We start from the raw sequence: 14,645 nt of genomic DNA on the forward strand, positions 1-14,645 counted from the left end.
ACCCCCAATCGTCCACGATGACGCTGAAACAGCGTCCACGATCAGACTGAAACGCCGTCCACGATCACGCTGAAATCCCGTCCACGATCAGCCTGAAATGCCGTCCACGATGGGCTGAAATACGCAGCCGAAGCTGCGGCGCGCGCCGTGGGCGGGTTTGTGGCCTGGCCCGATGCGCCCGAAGGCCAGAATGTGGACTTCAACGATTGGGCCGCAAGCGGCGGGCTGGAGGCCGTGAAGGCGCGCATTGAAGGTGTGATCGAGCAGGCGCAAGCGCAGCCCGCAGCGCAGCCAGAACCGCCCGCCGAAGCCAAGACGCAAAGCCGCAAATCTTCCGGCCCTAAGCATGACCGCTTCACCATCGACGACCGTGGCGTGTGGTTTACAGAAGTGGATCAAGACGGCCGCCCCAAGCCCCCGCTATGGGTGTGCAGCAAACTCGAAGTGACCGCGCAGACCCGCGATGCGGACAGCCGAGAATGGGGTTATTTGCTGGAGTTTTCCGACCCCGGTGGCAACCATCGCACCTGGGCCGCGCCCGCAAAAATGCTTGCAGGAGACGGCGCAGAGTTTCGGGGCGTGCTGCTTTCTTTGGGGCTTCGCATCAGCACGGCAACCCGCGCCCGGCAGTTATTGGCGACTTATGTGCAGACCCGGCAACCCGAAGCCCTGGCGCGCTGCGTGGATCGTGTCGGCTGGCACCCCGGCGGGGTGTACGTTCTGCCGGACGATGTGATCGGGCAGGCTTGCGAACGCCTGATTTTTCAGGCTGAAGTCGCCACCGAAAACACCTTGCGCCAGCGCGGCACGCTTGACCAATGGCGCAGCCGCGTGGCGTCGTATGCGGTGGGCAATTCCCGCCTGACATTCGCCATCAGCGCCGCTTTTGCGGGCATGGTGTTGCGGCATTCCGGCGAAGGCGGCGGCGGGTTTCACCTAGTGGGCGCGAGCAGCAGCGGCAAGAGCACGGCCCTGCGCTTGGCCGCAAGCGTCTATGGCCCGGCGAACTACGCGCAGAACTGGCGCAGCACTTCGAACGCCATCGAAGGCACGGCGGCGGCGCACTGCGACCGCACGCTGATTCTTGACGAAATCGCGCAGATCGACGCCCGCGAGGTGGGCGAATGCGCCTACATGCTGAGCAATGGCACCGGCAAGGCGCGCGCCAGCCGCACCGGGCAACCGCGCCCGCGTTTGACCTGGCTGCTGATGTTGCTGAGCGCCGGGGAAGTCGGCATTGCGCAGCACATGGCTTCGGTGAACAAGACCGCCCGCGCTGGGCAGGAACTGCGCCTAGTCGATCTGCCCGCCGATGCCGGGCTGAACATGGGCGTGTTCGAGCGCCTGCATGACAAGGACAGCCCGCAAGCCCTGGCGCAGTATCTGGGAAAAGCGGCAAACGTCTATCACGGAAACGCCGCCCGCGCTTTCCTGGAGCACATCGTCAGCCGGGCCGATGCCCTACGTGAGCACATGCGTAGCGCGCTCGACCGGCTGATTCTCGAATGGGTTCCCGAGGCCGCAAGTGGACAAGTGCACCGCGTTGCACGGCGCTTCGCCGTGGTGGGCGCAGCCGGTGAACTCGCCACCACCGCAGGCTTGACCGGCTGGCCAGCAGGCGAGGCCGAACGCGCCGCGCGCCGCTGCTTTCAAGACTGGCTGGCGACGCGCGGCGGCCTGGGCAATAGCGAAGATCGGCAGATGCTGGCGCAAGTGCGGCGCTTCCTAGAGCTGCATGGTGAGGGCCGGTTCACCGACTGGAACCGCGCCGATGATGACCATGCACCCCGCACCCTGAGCCGCGCCGGGTTTCGCAAGGCCGCCAAGGATGCCGCTGGCGACGTGGAGAGCTGGACTTACTACGTCTTGCCCGAAACCTTCAAGACCGAGGTCTGCGCCGGGTTCGACGTGAAGGCGGTTTTGCGGGTGCTGCGAGATGCCGGACACCTGGCACCTGATAAGGGGCGGCCCTTCGATTGCAGGCCGCGCCTGCCCGGTCTGGGCAAGGCGACGGTGTATTGCATCAAGCCGTCGATTTTTGAAGATGTGGACGATTGAACCCCAGCCGACAGGACGATGCGCCGGGCGCGGCGGGGCGCGCGGTGGAGCTTTTTTCGCGCCGCAAAGGGCGAGAGAAAACCCCGATCCAGCAACAACACAGGCACGGCGCTTTTTCTTCTGCGCACGTCGGCGGACAGATTTGTCCTCAGTGTCCTCACCTTTTTTCGATTTGTCCTCAGTCCGACTGAGGACAGAAAAACCTTTTCATATCAACATGTTAGAAGCGTTTTTCCGCTTGTCCTCAGTGTCCTCACTTTTTTTATGCAGGAAGCCGAAAGTTCAGGCGGCGCAGACCTCAATTCTTACCCCCGAAAAAGCGGCGGCGGGCCGTTTGCCGGGCACCTTCACCCGCCATCTGGAGCACGCGATGAACCGAGATCAAGCTATGAAGTTTCTCCAAAGACACCAGCCGGGAAACCCCTGGATTCCGACCTCTGCGCCGCAGGCGCTGGTGCGCAGTCACCTGAACCAGCTACGCGCCAGCAACACCAGCCCCGCTGCCGCGAGGGAGCACGCCTTCATGTTGTTGTCCAGCAAGAAGCTGCCCTTCGACGTGCTCGCCAGCCTGGCAAGACGCCGGGCCGGGGGGCATCAAAAGTTTGAAGCTCTCCCCTCAAGACCGTGCGCCCAGCCAGATTTTTGCGGCGCAGAGTTTTTGAGGGGGGGGTATTAAACACCTTTTTCAACCTAAATCGCAGTCCAAAGCCATGAAATCAAACCTTAAAGTTATCGAAACTGCCGAACAGCCCAAATTCCCGGATCGCTGCGCAGAGCATCCCGCTGTACGTGAACTGCTCGACCAGCGCGACGCCATCATGCAGCGCCTCGACGCCGCGCGCAGCGAGCATCAGATGTGTGTGAGCAGAATGAGTGCTCACACCTCAGAGCAGCCGCGCCAAGAGGACGACTTGCTGACCCGCGCAAAGCGCTTCCTGGCTGGCGACACCAGCGCGGCAGCCCCGGCACAGGCCAGCGTGCTCGCCCGGCTGCAAGGCGAGCACGCCAGGCTGACCGCCGAGATCAGCCTGCTGGAAAGAGCGCTGGGCGCAATCAATAGTCGCTTGCAGAACGTCATCGAGCGCGCCACCGCAGAACGATTGCGGCAGCCGGATTTCCTGCAGGCTCGTGAGGCGTTGGAAAACGCCATGCTCAACCTGCTCGAAGTTCACCGCGCTGGGCTGGCGCTGACCGAGGCCGAGGCCGCCAAGGGCTGGCATGTGAGCGAGCGCACCGGTGATCGATCATGGGCGCACCTCGACGCCCAAACCGCTGAAGAACTGGAGACGCTGTTGCGTGGCGAAATTCCTTATCGTGCCGCCTCCGACATGAACCAGGTGATCCGACTTCAAACGAAAGCGCAGGCGAGAGCGCAGCCCTTGCGTGAGGGCAGTCGGTTTTTTCACCGCTGAGCTTCACCGCATGAGAGAAACCCGGCGCACACCGGGTTTTTTTCGTACAACCCGCCGACCAAGAAGCGCATCGTCAGGCTGGCGAGCGTGGCCTAAATCGGCCCGGCGCGCAAAAAAAGACTGAGGACACTGAGGACAAATCGAAAAAACCGCTGCAAGCCGCATGAATGCTGGGTTTGTGCGGTTTTTGAGAACTGAGGACAAAGTGAGGACAAAGTGAGGACATTGAGGACAATTCTCTATCTCTATCCTCTACACATTGCCCTGCCTGGCCTGCCACTTTTCTCTGGAATTCAGCGCGCGAAAGAGTTTCTGCCGCGCCCGCCCGGCCCCGGCGGGCATCACAACCTAGGGAAGCAATGACATGAACATGCTCGAAACGCAACGGCGCTTTGAAGACGTGGCCAGCCTGATCGAGGGCGCACAGGCGCTGATCGAGGCGCATGAGGAAGAAGGCATAGGCCGCGCCCTGCGCATCCTTCAAATTGCAGCAGCGCAGTCGTGGGACGCCGCCGAAGATTGTGATGACAGCGGCCTCGACGAACCCGGCGCGCTGGCATGATGGAGGAGCGCATCATGCGAACTGAATTCATCCCCTGCGCCGCCCGCCGCACAGCGCAGCGTTGACCGTATTCGCCCGGCCTAGGCGCTGAATGAGCATCGACCAGTACCATAGGACTGTTGATAACTGCCGTTTCTCTGGGGCACTTCTGGGGCACTCAGGGGCAAAAAATGGCAGTTATCCACAACACGGCACAAAACGAGCATAGCGATAAGTATCTGATTTATCTGTGTTTTCGTGTTGTAGTGTTTTGCCACTTTTCACAATTCGAGAACTCTTAATCCGTAGGTCGACAGTTCGAGCCTGTCACAACCCACCAATCCATCGAAGGAAGCGGCCCGGATTGCGGGCCGTTTCCATTTTTCGGTGCTTTGATCATTCCAGGCGACGGCATGCTGCTCGTGCCTCGGCCGATCGTCATCACAATCAGCCGCCGTCAACGGGTGCGGCCAGGCGATGAACAGGTTCTCCATCCTCGGCGCCGAGCGATGCACCAGGCCCATTGGGTAAGATGATCACCGACCTGCCGACCGCGGTGCTTGGCGGTGCTTGCTTCGTGGCCAGCGCCGGCCGCCGCCGCGGAAGAGCCTCCCGGCGCCTGCCCCACCCGCGCCGCCCAGCCTTGGAACGATCGAGCCCATGTCCGTCCCCGCCATCACCCTCCAGCCCCCTGCCTGCGGCAAGCCGCTGAGCAAACCGCAAAAATCTTTCAACACCCTGGTCGGCAAGATCGACCGCGCCCGCAAGCGTCTGGAGCAATGGCACGCCGCGATGCAGCGCGCGGCGCAGGCACAGGCGGCGCAGATCGACCCGAAGATGCGCGACCTCAACGCGATGCGCAAGGAACTCTTGCTCGCGCTCGACGCCATGCAGTCCGATTCGCGCTACAACAAGACCGACCGCAGGCGCCTGCGCGCCATGATCGAGGTGCTCGGGCCTGCCTGCCTGAGCCTTCAGGCCGATGCGGACGTGCAGGCCGTCCTCCGTCGGCAACGCGAGCCGCAGCGTGAGGAAGCTGAGTCGCGGATGGACGATCTGTTTGGCTTCGACGATTTCGGTCAAGCCGATGCCCGTGGAGCCGAGTCGCCCGAGGCCGATGCCTTCGACGCCGAGGCTGACGACAGCGCCGGAACTCACCAACGATTTGAACCCGAGACGCAGAAGCGGCCGCGGGACGCCCAGGCCCCCTCGCTGCGCGCCATTTACCGCAAACTCGCCAGCGCGCTGCACCCCGACCGCGAGCCCGATCCCGCAGAGCGCGCGCGCAAGACCGCCTTGCTCCAGCGCGCCAATACGGCGCACCAGAACGGCGACCTCCTTGCCCTGCTCGGGCTGCAGCTCGAAATCGACCTGGTCGACGCCGCCCAGCTTTCGTCGCTGGGCGACGCGCAGATCAAGGACTATGTGCGGGCGCTCAAGGCCCAGCTTGCCGACCTGGAGCAGGAGATCGCCCTGATCGAGCAGGATCTGCGCATGGGCATGCCCTTGGCCGCATCCACCGGCAAGCTCGATCCGCGCGCGATCGACGCCCTGATCGAACAAGAACTGGACGCGCTGGAGATGGCCGAGGATGAGCTGAAGTCGGTGCTGGCGCGCAAAACCGAGGTCCGCTTCATGAAGTCCTGGCTGCGCGAGCAAGAGCGCGCCAGCCAGGCACTGGTCGAGGAAAACTGGGATGAGGCCTTGGCCGCGTTCGAAGACTTCCTCGCCGAGGAACTCAGTCCGCGCCGCCGCCGTCGATGAACACACCCGAACAGGCCGGACTCCGGGTCAAAATGCCCCTCCCCCCATGCCCCTTGAAATGCAGCTATCCGAGTTCATAAGGCAGCGCTTCGATCTGCTTTTCGTCGAGCACCCTGCCCTCGGGCAGGCGATCCAGCAGACGGAAGCAGCACCAGCGCGCTGAAGCCCGGGCGGTTGCGGTGCGGGTAGCGTGCTGCGGCACTTGCCAAATGGAGAACAACCGTCAAAAAGCTGCTGGATGAGACGGGAAGGCAGTATGGATGAAGGTTGGCGGCGGCCCGGGAATTCAGCCTGAGGGCTGATTGATATAAAGGCAGGCATGCAAGCAACGCCTGATGATCTCTCACTCATATCCAGATATTGGGGGAAGGCCGACCCTGCCTATCCGGGTGAACCGAAATGGCATCCATTGGCGTATCACAGTCTGGATGTGGCAGCGGTCGCTACCGCCTGGTGGCACGCCTGTCCCGCGCTGCGCGGGCGATTTCTGGCCGCGTTTCCTGATACTGCGGAACACCACCTGCGCGCCTGGGTGCTGTTTTTTGTCGCGCTGCACGATCTGGGCAAGGCGGACATCCGCTTTCAACTCAAGGCGCCGGACGCGCTGGCGGCGGCGTGGCGGGTCGTCGCACAAGGCGACGACCATGAAATCTCGTCGCAGGAAATCAGCGCGTTCGACCACGGACACGCCGGGATTGCGTGGGCAAAACTGGAATACCAATGCTGGCTGGGTAAGCTCGACGATGCAATCGAGCTACCCATCTGGTCGCGCTGGGAGAACTGGCTGGCCGCTGTGACCGGACATCACGGCGATTTTCCGAAGCCCGGTTACGAAGGTCTGAAAGGCATCGAAGCCGACGACACGCTGATCGAACACGACCGAGCCTCCCGCCACGCGCTGGCTGCCGCTTTCGAAACCCTGTTCCTCCAGCCCGTCGGCCTCAGCCTGCAAAACTTGCCGCCTCCCTGTTCGCTCCCGGCTCGCGCGCTGCTCGCCGGTTTCTGTGCGATCTGCGACTGGCTGGGCTCAAACACCGACGAATTCTCCTACCGCGCACCGAATCAGACGCTAGCGGACTACCTGCGCGAACGGCTCGCCCACATCGAATCCAGCTGGATGCTCACGCGCTACGGCCTGCTCGCCGCCGCGCAGCCTTATATCGGCTTTTCCGCATTGCTCGCCCCAACCGAAGCACCGCGCGGCATTCAAACCCTGATCGACGGCTTGCCCGCCAGCGCCGGCCTGACGCTCATCGAAGCGCCGACCGGCAGCGGCAAGACCGAAGCCGCGCTCGCCCACGCCTGGCGGCTGATCGAGGCGGGCGCGGCCGACAGCATCGTCTTCGCGCTGCCGACGCAGGCCACGGCCAACGCCATGTTCGAGCGCGTGCAAGCCTTCGCCGCCAAGGTCTACGGCGAAGCGAACGTGGTGCTCGCGCACGGCAAGCGCGACTTCAACGCCGGCTTCCAGCGGCTCGTCGAACGCGGCCAGCGCCGCACCCGGCAAGGCAATATCGAGGCCAGCGTGCAATGCGCCGCCTGGCTCGCCAGCAGTAGAAAAAAAGTCTTCCTTGGGCAAATTGGCGTCTGCACCGTCGATCAGGTGCTGCTCTCGGTGCTGCCGGTGCGGCACAAATTCGTTCGCGGTTTCGGGCTGAACAAGTCCGTGCTGATCGTCGACGAAGTCCACGCCTACGACGCTTACATGTACGGGCTGCTCGGCGAAGTTCTGAAAAACCAGCACGCCTGTGGCGGCAGCGCCGTCCTGCTTTCGGCCACGCTGTCCACAAGCCTGCGCGAAAAACTGCTGGCGGCGTGGGACAGCAAGGCCGCCGACGATGCAGCGAACGCGCCCTATCCCGCGCTCTGGCACGCCACGGGCGGCCTGGTCACGCCGCTGACCGTGGGCGACGAACACCGCCCGCCGCGCCGCGAAGTCTGCGTCGAATGCCTGCGCCTGCCCGCCGCCTACCCGGACGACGACTTGCGTGCGCGCATCGTCGCCGCCGCCCGGAACGGTGCACTCGTCGCCGTCGTTGTCAATCTCGTGGACGACGCCCAGCGGCTGGCGCGCGAATTTCGTGAACTCGTCGGCGACAAGCCGGAAATCGAAGTGGACCTCTTCCACGCCCGTTACCGCTTCGCCGACCGGCAAAACAAGGAAGCCGCCGTGCTCAAGCACTACGGACGCGACGCCCCACGCGGCACGGGCCGAATTCTGGTCGCCACCCAGGTCGTCGAACAAAGCCTCGATCTCGATTTCGACTGGCTGATCACGCAAATCTGTCCGGTGGACTTGCTGTTCCAGCGCCTCGGGCGACTGCACCGGCATCAGCGCGAATGGCGTCCGCCAGGCTTCAAAGCCCCGCGCTGCACCGTGCTCACGGTCGAGCGCGACGACTACGGCGTGTTCGAACTCATCTACGGCAACGCCCGCGTGCTGTGGCGCACCGACGTGCTCTTGAATCGCGACGACACGCTGGTTTTTCCCGAGGCGTACCGCGATTGGATTGAGCAGGTTTACCAGCGCGATGACTGGCCCGACGAGCCAGAGAGAATCGCCTGCGATTTCACCAAATTCAGCGCCGAACAAGTACGCCGAGAAAAGGACGCCCGGCAACTGACCAGCATGACCGTGGCCAGTTTCCGCGACGAAGACGGACGCATCACCAGCTTGACCCGCGACGGCGAAATGAGCCTCTCCGTTTTGCCGTTGACTGCCGACGGGTGCCTGCTCGACGGCCAGCGGATCGAGGCCATCGCCGAGCGCGATCTGGCCGAACAACTGAATCTCAACGTCGTCCCCTGCCCGGCAAGCTGGGCAAAGCGTCTGCACGATTGCCGCAAGGAAACCGACGGCCCGTTGGCGGGCGTGTGGCAACTCGTCACAGCCGAAACCGCCCCCGGCGTGTGGCACAGTGGCGACGGCCAATTTACGTATTCAAAAGACTTCGGGATGGAGAAACGCCGCCATGAACCTGCTTGAAGACCCGTGGATTCCCGTCCGTGCCGACCACGGCTCGGGCGCATTCCAGCTTCTGACCTACCGCGATCTGCTGTGCGAGCCCGGCCAGCACTGGCAAATCAGCCTGCCGCGCGATGACTTGGAACTGGCTTGCCTGCAACTGCTGGTATGCATGACGCAGGTGATGTTCCTGCCGAACGACGATACCGACCTGCGGCGGCGACTGGCCGAATCGCTCACGCCAGCCGAATTCGACGCAGGCATTGCGTCTTTTGCCGATTGGTTCGATCTCGACCACCCCACCCAGCCCTTCATGCAGACGCGCGGCGTCAAGGCGGCGGAAACCACGCCGATCCAGAAACTGCTCATCGGCCTGCCGGAAGGCAACAACCACGCGTTTTTCAACGAAGCGGGCGAAGTCAGACACCTTGGCGGGCCAGTCGCGGCAATTGCCCTGTTCAATCAGGCCAGCAATTGCCCCAGCTTCGGCGGCGGGTTCAAGGGCAGCCTGCGCGGTGGCGCGCCGATCACCACGCTGGTGTTCGACCGCGATTTGCGGCGCATGGTCTGGCGCAACGTGCTGACGCGCCCGCGCGTGACGGAACGGCAAATCGACGCGCCCGGCCCGGCGCAGGATCGCCCGACCTGGGTCGCGCCCATCGCCGAGAAATCGACCATCCACTGGAACCAGATCGGCCTCATGCGCGGCCTGTTCTGGCAGCCCGCGCACGTCGAGCTGGTCAAGTCCGAGCAAACCCGCACCTGCGACGTGCTGGGTGGCGAAGCGACGGCGGGCTACAGCGGGTTTCTCAAGGAGAAGTTCAATTTCACGGTCGAAGGCGTGTGGCCGCACCCGCATGGCGCGATGACCATGACGCTGAAAAAGGGTGTGCTGGAGCAACGCTTCGCCAGCTTCACCACCACCGCGCCGGCGTGGACGCAGTTGAGCGAATTCGTCATCCCGCGCGGAGTGAACGACAAGGACGCCAAAGAGGGTTCGACGCCTGCTGGGCCGATCAACCAGTTCGCTGCGATAGCCAGAGACGAAAAGTTAAACATCCTTGTCGGCGGTTATCGCACCAAGCAAGCCTCGGTGCTGGAGCGCCGTCACGAATTGATTGGTCTGGCACCGGGTTGGGACAGAGAAGCACGATTGACCAAGCTGGTAGAGATCGGCAAAGAGGCAAAAAAAACTCTGTATGAAAAACTTAGGGACGCCTCCAAAGGGAAAAAAATTAAGGTCAAAAAAACCGGCGTAAAGCTGGAGATGAAAGGGCTAGGCGCAGCAGTGCATGAAACCTCCGAAAAACTCTTTTTCGCTCGCACCGAAGGCCTCATTCATCAGACTCTTTCCAACGACGCGACTTTTAAGGAATGGGGAGAAGCGCGCCGCGCCTATACGCAACAAGTCACCGACCACTGTCGTGACATTTTCAAGGAGTTGACAGATCCATATATGGCCAATCCAGACTTGATTCCGATCATCGCCTGGACCGAGCGCGGCCTTAATATCGAGCTCAAAAAACTGAAGGAGGACAACCAATGAGCATAGGCATGCCATTCGATTGCGGTTGGCTACGTAAAGTACAGTTTGAAAAAATATTGAACAACGGCGACCGGGCTGCTTTGCGCCATGCCGCAAAACCAGACGACATGGAATTGCTGCCCGCACTGTATCGCTTGTTCCCCGGCCTGGGTACCGGGGAGCCCCATTATCGCATCGCCTATCTACTGCCATACGCGCGTCATTCAGCCAACGCGAAATCCTTGGGGGCGCAGCTTGCCGCCAGGAATATTTCTGAAGCGCGAGTCTTGCAGGTTGCGCGCAGCAACTCGCCGACCGACATCGAATATCTGCGACGCCTGTTGAAACAACTCGATACCGCGCTGGATTGGAATCTGTTGTGCTGGATGCTCTGGAATTGGAACGACACGACCAAGCGCCAACTCGTCAAAGACTACTACCTCGCCAAATTTTCCCCCGCCAAAGGAGCTGAATAATGTCCATCAAAAACTTCATCAATTTTCACGTCCTGATTTCGCACACTCCGTCGTGCCTGAATCGCGACGATCAAAACATGCAGAAGACAGCAGTGTTCGGCGGCGTCAACAGAGTGCGAATTTCCAGCCAGTCTTTGAAACGCGCGATGCGCACCAGTGCGTACTACGCCGAATCGCTCGGTGCCTCGTCAATACGTACGCGGGATTTGGAAAAGCTGATACCGATTTTTACCGAGCAACTACAAGGCGAGTTTGAACCTGCACTAATCGCCAAGACGATGGAATTGTTTGTCCGCGCAAAATCGTCGGACGAAGAAGCCGAAGACTCAGACGAAACGAATGAAGCAGCAGTGAGTGACACCGCACCAAAGAAACTTGCTGTCGCCCCTTGGTCTGTTGATGAAATTCGCGTGTTGTGCGGCATCGTCAAAGAAGTCTCTTTGACCGAGGAAGAAATCACCAAGGCAAAGTCCGCCGTGGCAAAACAAAAAGGCCAAAAGAAAAAAACCGAGCAGGAATTGCTCGATGAGGCTTTGACTAAAAAGCGCATCAAGGCTGTGAAAGACAAAATCGACCTGGTTCGCCAAGCTATCGGCAAAACTGTCGATATCGCACTCTCCGGGCGCATGGCGACTTCCGGTCTGATGACCTCGGTCGACGGCGCAATGGCCTTCGCCCACGCCATCACCACCCACGCAGTCGAGCCGCAGGACGTGGACTGGTTCACCGCCGTGGACGATCTGACCAGCGACGCGGGCGAAACCGGCGCGGGGCATCTGGATACCCAGCAGTTTTCGTCCGGCGTGTTCTACCGCTACGCCAGCCTCAACCTCAAACAGTTGCAGGTGAATCTGGGCCTGATCGCCGACATGAAGAGCGAGGAAACTGCCGAATCACGCAAGCAGGCGCTTAGCATTGCCCGCCACGTGTTGCATTTGCTGGCGACCGTGGTGCCGTCGGCTAAGCAGCAGTCGTTCGCTGCGCACAACTTGGCCGATTTTGTCATCGCGAGTTTTGCTGACCAGCCGATTTCGCTCGCCAATGCCTTCGAGTCGCCGGTCCAGCGCGATCGCAACGGCGGTTTTCTCAAGCCGTCGATCAGTGCGTTGGCGGAATACTGGGCACGCATCAATGCCGCTTACGGGCTCGACGAAACCGCGCACGCGTTCGCCGTGCAGGGCGATGTGGAACTGAACGGCAAGCCCGCCACCACGCTGGCGGAGCTGGAAGACTGGGTCGCCTGCGGCGGGCAGGACTGAGGCCATGCCGCGCTATCTGATCCTGCGGCTGGACGGGCCGATGCAGGCGTGGGGCACGCATACCTACGAGGATTTCCGGCCCTCCAACCTCTACCCCACGCGCAGCGGCCTGCTGGGTTTGCTGGCGGCTTGCCTCGGCATCGATCGCGACGACCACGCGGGCCAAGCGGCGCTCGCGGCCAGTGTGGAATTCAGCGTACGCGTCGATACCGCTGTCGCACGGTTCGACCGCGAGCTGCCGATGAAAAAACCGGGGGTAAAACTGCCGGATTTCCATACCGTGATGGACGCTCGCAAGGTGGACGGCAAAGCCAACAAATTCCCCGTGGTGTCGCGCCGCGAATATCTGTTCGACGCCGCGTTCAGCGTGGCTGTAGGGGCGAAGCCCGACGCGGCCTACACGCTGGACGTGATCGCCGCCGCGCTGCGTCGCCCGCTCTACACGCCGACACTGGGCCGGCGCGCCTGCCCGCCGGCCCGGCCCATGTTCGACGGCGAAATCGAAGCGGCAAATGGCGTGGAGGCGCTGCATAAATCCAGCGGCAGCGGCGTTTTGATCTACAGCGAGCACAAGGGCGGACCTGCTGGACTCGAAACCCGGATACGCGATGTGCCCCTGCACGGCATCAAGCGCCAGTTCGGCACGCGGCTCGTGTACCTGCATAAGAACAAGGAGGCGCCATGTTCATAAGCCGCGTCGAAATCCCCTGGGAAGCCGTGCGCAATCCTTACGACATTCATCGGCAAGTGTGGCGGCTGTTCCCCGGTGAAGCACGCGAAACCCGCCAGAGCGGCGAGCAGGAAAGACAGGGTTTCCTGTTCCGCATTGAAGAGCGTCGCATCGGGCGACCCGCTCGTTTGCTAGTGCAGTCCCGCCGCGTGCCGGTGCGCGCAGAGGGGATACTGTTGCACGGCAGCCGCGAGATTCAGCCAACACCCAGCGTTGGTCAGCGATTGGCCTTTCTGCTCACGGCCAACCCGGTCAAGACCATCACCGACGCCGAATGCGCCGCCAAACCCGGCAAGCACTCGGAAAAATGCCGCGTGCCGCTCATCAAGGAAGAAGACCAACGTGACTGGCTGGCGCGCAAGCTGGGCGCTGCGGCCACGTTCGAAAATACCAACATCCTGCCGCACGCCCCGCTATATTTCCGCAAGGACAGACGCGCCGGAAAACTGGTGACGTGCACCTTCGAAGGCGTGCTGAGAGTGAATGATCCCGCGCGTCTGGTCGGTTTGCTGGAAAACGGAATCGGCCACGCCAAGGCCTTCGGCTGTGGCTTGCTGCTGGTGCGCAGGGCATAAAAACGCCGAAAGACTTGCAATGGATCAAGCTCTGCCTACGCTCAAACCCATCCCGATCAAGGAGCGCCTGTCGATCCTGTACATCGAGCGCGGCCACCTCGACGTGCTGGACGGCGCCTTCGTCGTCGTCGATAAGAATGGTGTGCGCACCCACATCCCCGTCGGCGGGGTTGCCTGCCTGATGCTGGAGCCAGGCACCCGTGTCTCGCACGCTGCCTGCGCTTTGTCCTCACGTGTCGGCACACTGCTGGTTTGGATCGGCGAAGCAGGCGTGCGCCTCTATTCCGCCGGGCAGCCAGGTGGCGCTCGCTCTGACAAGTTGCTTTATCAGGCGCGCCTTGCACTGGATGATGCGCTGCGGCTGAAGATCGTGCGCAAGATGTACGCACTTCGCTTTGGCGAAGAACCGCCGCAGCGGCGCTCGGTCGAGCAATTGCGGGGCATCGAAGGCGCGCGCGTACGCGAAACTTACAAACGCATCGCTGCGAAATACGGCGTCGAATGGAAAGCGCGCAACTACGACACCGACGACTGGGACAGAAGCGACCTGCCCAATCGCTGCCTGTCTGCAGCCACGGCATGCCTTTACGGCGTGACCGAAGCGGCAGTGCTGGCTGCGGGATACGCACCCGCCATCGGTTTCATTCACACCGGAAAGCCATTGTCCTTTGTTTACGACGTGGCCGACGTGTACAAATTCGACACCGTCGTGCCACTTGCCTTTCGCATTGCCGCACGCCGCCCGGCCAACCCGGAGCAACAAGTACGAATCGCCTGTCGTGATGTGTTCCGCGAATCGAGGCTGCTGGAGAAAATCATCCCTGGCATTGAAGACATGCTCGCCGCAGGCGAAATCGACCCGCCTGAACGCTTCGAAGAACAAATCGGCCCCGCCATACCCAACCCGGAATCCATAGGCGATGTTGGTCATCGTGCTTGAAAACGCCCCGCCAAGGCTGCGCGGACGGCTCGCCATCTGGCTACTGGAAATCCGCGCGGGCGTGTATGTTGGCAATTACTCGGCCAAAGTGCGCGAATACATTTGGGGTCAAGTCGAAGCGGGCATTGGCGAGGGCAATGCCGTCATGGCCTGGCGCGTGGGCAATGAGGCAGGATTCGACTTCATCACCCTGGGGCAGAATCGACGCACGCCCGTTGAACTTGACGGCGCGAAACTCGTGAGTTTTCTGCCGCCACCAGATGAGAATGCTCTTTAACAACCTGGATTTTTGGACCGAAAAATGTGGGAAAAAATCGGTAACATCGGGCGTAGTTGATTTTATTTGGTAGATCAACAAGTTGGAAGAAGTGTGTTCCCCGCTCGCGCGGGGATGAACCGA

The 14,645-nt window shown here is 61.8% G+C and carries 15 protein-coding genes; 13 read left to right on the forward strand and 2 right to left on the reverse strand.

Going from position 1 to position 14,645, the window contains the following annotated elements; all coding sequences use genetic code 11:
* Positions 1–147: 147 nt before the first annotated feature.
* The 4 genes from RBR52_RS14785 (at position 148) to RBR52_RS14800 (ending at position 4,032) form a co-directional block, all read left to right on the forward strand.
* Positions 148–2,058, forward strand: coding sequence for a DUF927 domain-containing protein (locus tag RBR52_RS14785; protein ID WP_320378038.1), 1,911 nt, complete (start codon positions 148–150; stop codon positions 2,056–2,058).
* Positions 2,059–2,275: 217 nt separating this feature from the next.
* Complete coding sequence (locus RBR52_RS14790; protein WP_320378039.1) at positions 2,276–2,734, forward strand: hypothetical protein; 459 nt, start codon at positions 2,276–2,278, stop codon at positions 2,732–2,734.
* A 142-nt stretch (positions 2,735–2,876) separates the two neighbouring features.
* Positions 2,877–3,470, forward strand: coding sequence for a hypothetical protein (locus RBR52_RS14795; RefSeq protein WP_320378040.1), 594 nt, complete (start codon positions 2,877–2,879; stop codon positions 3,468–3,470).
* A gap of 364 nt (positions 3,471–3,834) precedes the next feature.
* Positions 3,835–4,032 carry a hypothetical protein gene (locus RBR52_RS14800; protein ID WP_320378041.1) on the forward strand — a complete coding sequence of 66 codons (198 nt, stop codon included), beginning with the start codon at positions 3,835–3,837 and terminating at the stop codon, positions 4,030–4,032.
* Between the two features lie 260 nt (positions 4,033–4,292).
* Here the strand turns inward: RBR52_RS14800 and RBR52_RS14805 are convergent, their stop codons facing one another.
* A complete protein-coding gene (locus tag RBR52_RS14805; RefSeq protein WP_320378042.1) occupies positions 4,293–4,505 on the reverse strand; it encodes a hypothetical protein in 213 nt (70 codons plus the stop codon).
* Positions 4,506–4,671: 166 nt separating this feature from the next.
* On the opposite strand from RBR52_RS14805, the gene RBR52_RS14810 reads away from it, so the two are divergent.
* Positions 4,672–5,775 (forward strand): J domain-containing protein, encoded by a 1,104-nt coding sequence (locus RBR52_RS14810; RefSeq protein ID WP_320378043.1) that lies wholly within the window; start codon positions 4,672–4,674, stop codon positions 5,773–5,775.
* Positions 5,776–5,839: 64 nt separating this feature from the next.
* On the opposite strand, the gene RBR52_RS14815 is transcribed toward RBR52_RS14810, so the two are convergent.
* A complete protein-coding gene (locus RBR52_RS14815; RefSeq protein ID WP_320378044.1) occupies positions 5,840–5,977 on the reverse strand; it encodes a hypothetical protein in 138 nt (45 codons plus the stop codon).
* Positions 5,978–6,094: 117 nt separating this feature from the next.
* On the opposite strand from RBR52_RS14815, the gene cas3 reads away from it, so the two are divergent.
* Genes cas3 through cas2e form a run of 8 tightly spaced genes read left to right on the forward strand, consistent with a single transcriptional unit; the run spans position 6,095 to position 14,522 of the window.
* The gene (cas3, locus tag RBR52_RS14820; RefSeq protein ID WP_320378045.1) at positions 6,095–8,761 is read left to right on the forward strand and encodes a CRISPR-associated helicase/endonuclease Cas3; all 2,667 of its coding nucleotides are present in this window, start codon (positions 6,095–6,097) and stop codon (positions 8,759–8,761) included.
* Positions 8,694–10,286: a type I-E CRISPR-associated protein Cse1/CasA gene (gene casA / locus RBR52_RS14825; RefSeq protein ID WP_320378046.1), complete on the forward strand. Its 1,593-nt coding sequence runs from the start codon at positions 8,694–8,696 to the stop codon at positions 10,284–10,286. Before cas3 ends, casA begins: the two co-directional genes overlap by 68 nt.
* Positions 10,283–10,741, forward strand: a complete 459-nt coding sequence (gene casB / locus RBR52_RS14830; RefSeq protein WP_320378047.1) for a type I-E CRISPR-associated protein Cse2/CasB — start codon at positions 10,283–10,285, stop codon at positions 10,739–10,741. The genes casA and casB overlap by 4 nt, the downstream gene beginning before the upstream one ends.
* Positions 10,741–12,000 carry a type I-E CRISPR-associated protein Cas7/Cse4/CasC gene (cas7e, locus tag RBR52_RS14835; protein WP_320378048.1) on the forward strand — a complete coding sequence of 420 codons (1,260 nt, stop codon included), beginning with the start codon at positions 10,741–10,743 and terminating at the stop codon, positions 11,998–12,000. The genes casB and cas7e overlap by 1 nt, the downstream gene beginning before the upstream one ends.
* 4 nt (positions 12,001–12,004) lie before the next feature.
* Positions 12,005–12,691 (forward strand): type I-E CRISPR-associated protein Cas5/CasD, encoded by a 687-nt coding sequence (cas5e, locus tag RBR52_RS14840; RefSeq protein ID WP_320378049.1) that lies wholly within the window; start codon positions 12,005–12,007, stop codon positions 12,689–12,691.
* Positions 12,682–13,305 carry a type I-E CRISPR-associated protein Cas6/Cse3/CasE gene (gene cas6e / locus RBR52_RS14845; RefSeq protein ID WP_320378050.1) on the forward strand — a complete coding sequence of 208 codons (624 nt, stop codon included), beginning with the start codon at positions 12,682–12,684 and terminating at the stop codon, positions 13,303–13,305. The genes cas5e and cas6e overlap by 10 nt, the downstream gene beginning before the upstream one ends.
* Before the next feature lie 19 nt (positions 13,306–13,324).
* A complete protein-coding gene (gene cas1e / locus RBR52_RS14850; RefSeq protein ID WP_320378051.1) occupies positions 13,325–14,245 on the forward strand; it encodes a type I-E CRISPR-associated endonuclease Cas1e in 921 nt (306 codons plus the stop codon).
* Positions 14,226–14,522 (forward strand): type I-E CRISPR-associated endoribonuclease Cas2e, encoded by a 297-nt coding sequence (gene cas2e, locus RBR52_RS14855; protein ID WP_320378052.1) that lies wholly within the window; start codon positions 14,226–14,228, stop codon positions 14,520–14,522. The genes cas1e and cas2e overlap by 20 nt, the downstream gene beginning before the upstream one ends.
* Positions 14,523–14,645 lie beyond the last annotated feature (123 nt).

Origin of the sequence: Thiomonas sp. (genome assembly GCF_034007205.1) — a bacterium.
Classification (GTDB): Bacteria; Pseudomonadota; Gammaproteobacteria; order Burkholderiales; family Burkholderiaceae_C; genus Thiomonas.

Excerpts from the sequence above, each read along its gene's own strand:
- RBR52_RS14790 (WP_320378039.1), top strand. The coding sequence starts at position 2,276 with ATGTTAGAAGCGTTTTTCCGCTTGTCCTCAGTGTCCTCACTTTTTTTA.
- RBR52_RS14795 (WP_320378040.1), top strand. The coding sequence starts at position 2,877 with ATGCAGCGCCTCGACGCCGCGCGCAGCGAGCATCAGATGTGTGTGAGC.
- RBR52_RS14800 (WP_320378041.1), top strand. The coding sequence starts at position 3,835 with ATGAACATGCTCGAAACGCAACGGCGCTTTGAAGACGTGGCCAGCCTG.
- RBR52_RS14805 (WP_320378042.1), bottom strand. The coding sequence starts at position 4,505 with ATGGAGAACCTGTTCATCGCCTGGCCGCACCCGTTGACGGCGGCTGAT.
- RBR52_RS14810 (WP_320378043.1), top strand. The coding sequence starts at position 4,672 with ATGTCCGTCCCCGCCATCACCCTCCAGCCCCCTGCCTGCGGCAAGCCG.
- cas3 (WP_320378045.1), top strand. The coding sequence starts at position 6,095 with ATGCAAGCAACGCCTGATGATCTCTCACTCATATCCAGATATTGGGGG.
- casB (WP_320378047.1), top strand. The coding sequence starts at position 10,283 with ATGAGCATAGGCATGCCATTCGATTGCGGTTGGCTACGTAAAGTACAG.
- cas7e (WP_320378048.1), top strand. The coding sequence starts at position 10,741 with ATGTCCATCAAAAACTTCATCAATTTTCACGTCCTGATTTCGCACACT.
- cas5e (WP_320378049.1), top strand. The coding sequence starts at position 12,005 with ATGCCGCGCTATCTGATCCTGCGGCTGGACGGGCCGATGCAGGCGTGG.
- cas6e (WP_320378050.1), top strand. The coding sequence starts at position 12,682 with ATGTTCATAAGCCGCGTCGAAATCCCCTGGGAAGCCGTGCGCAATCCT.
- cas1e (WP_320378051.1), top strand. The coding sequence starts at position 13,325 with ATGGATCAAGCTCTGCCTACGCTCAAACCCATCCCGATCAAGGAGCGC.
- cas2e (WP_320378052.1), top strand. The coding sequence starts at position 14,226 with ATGTTGGTCATCGTGCTTGAAAACGCCCCGCCAAGGCTGCGCGGACGG.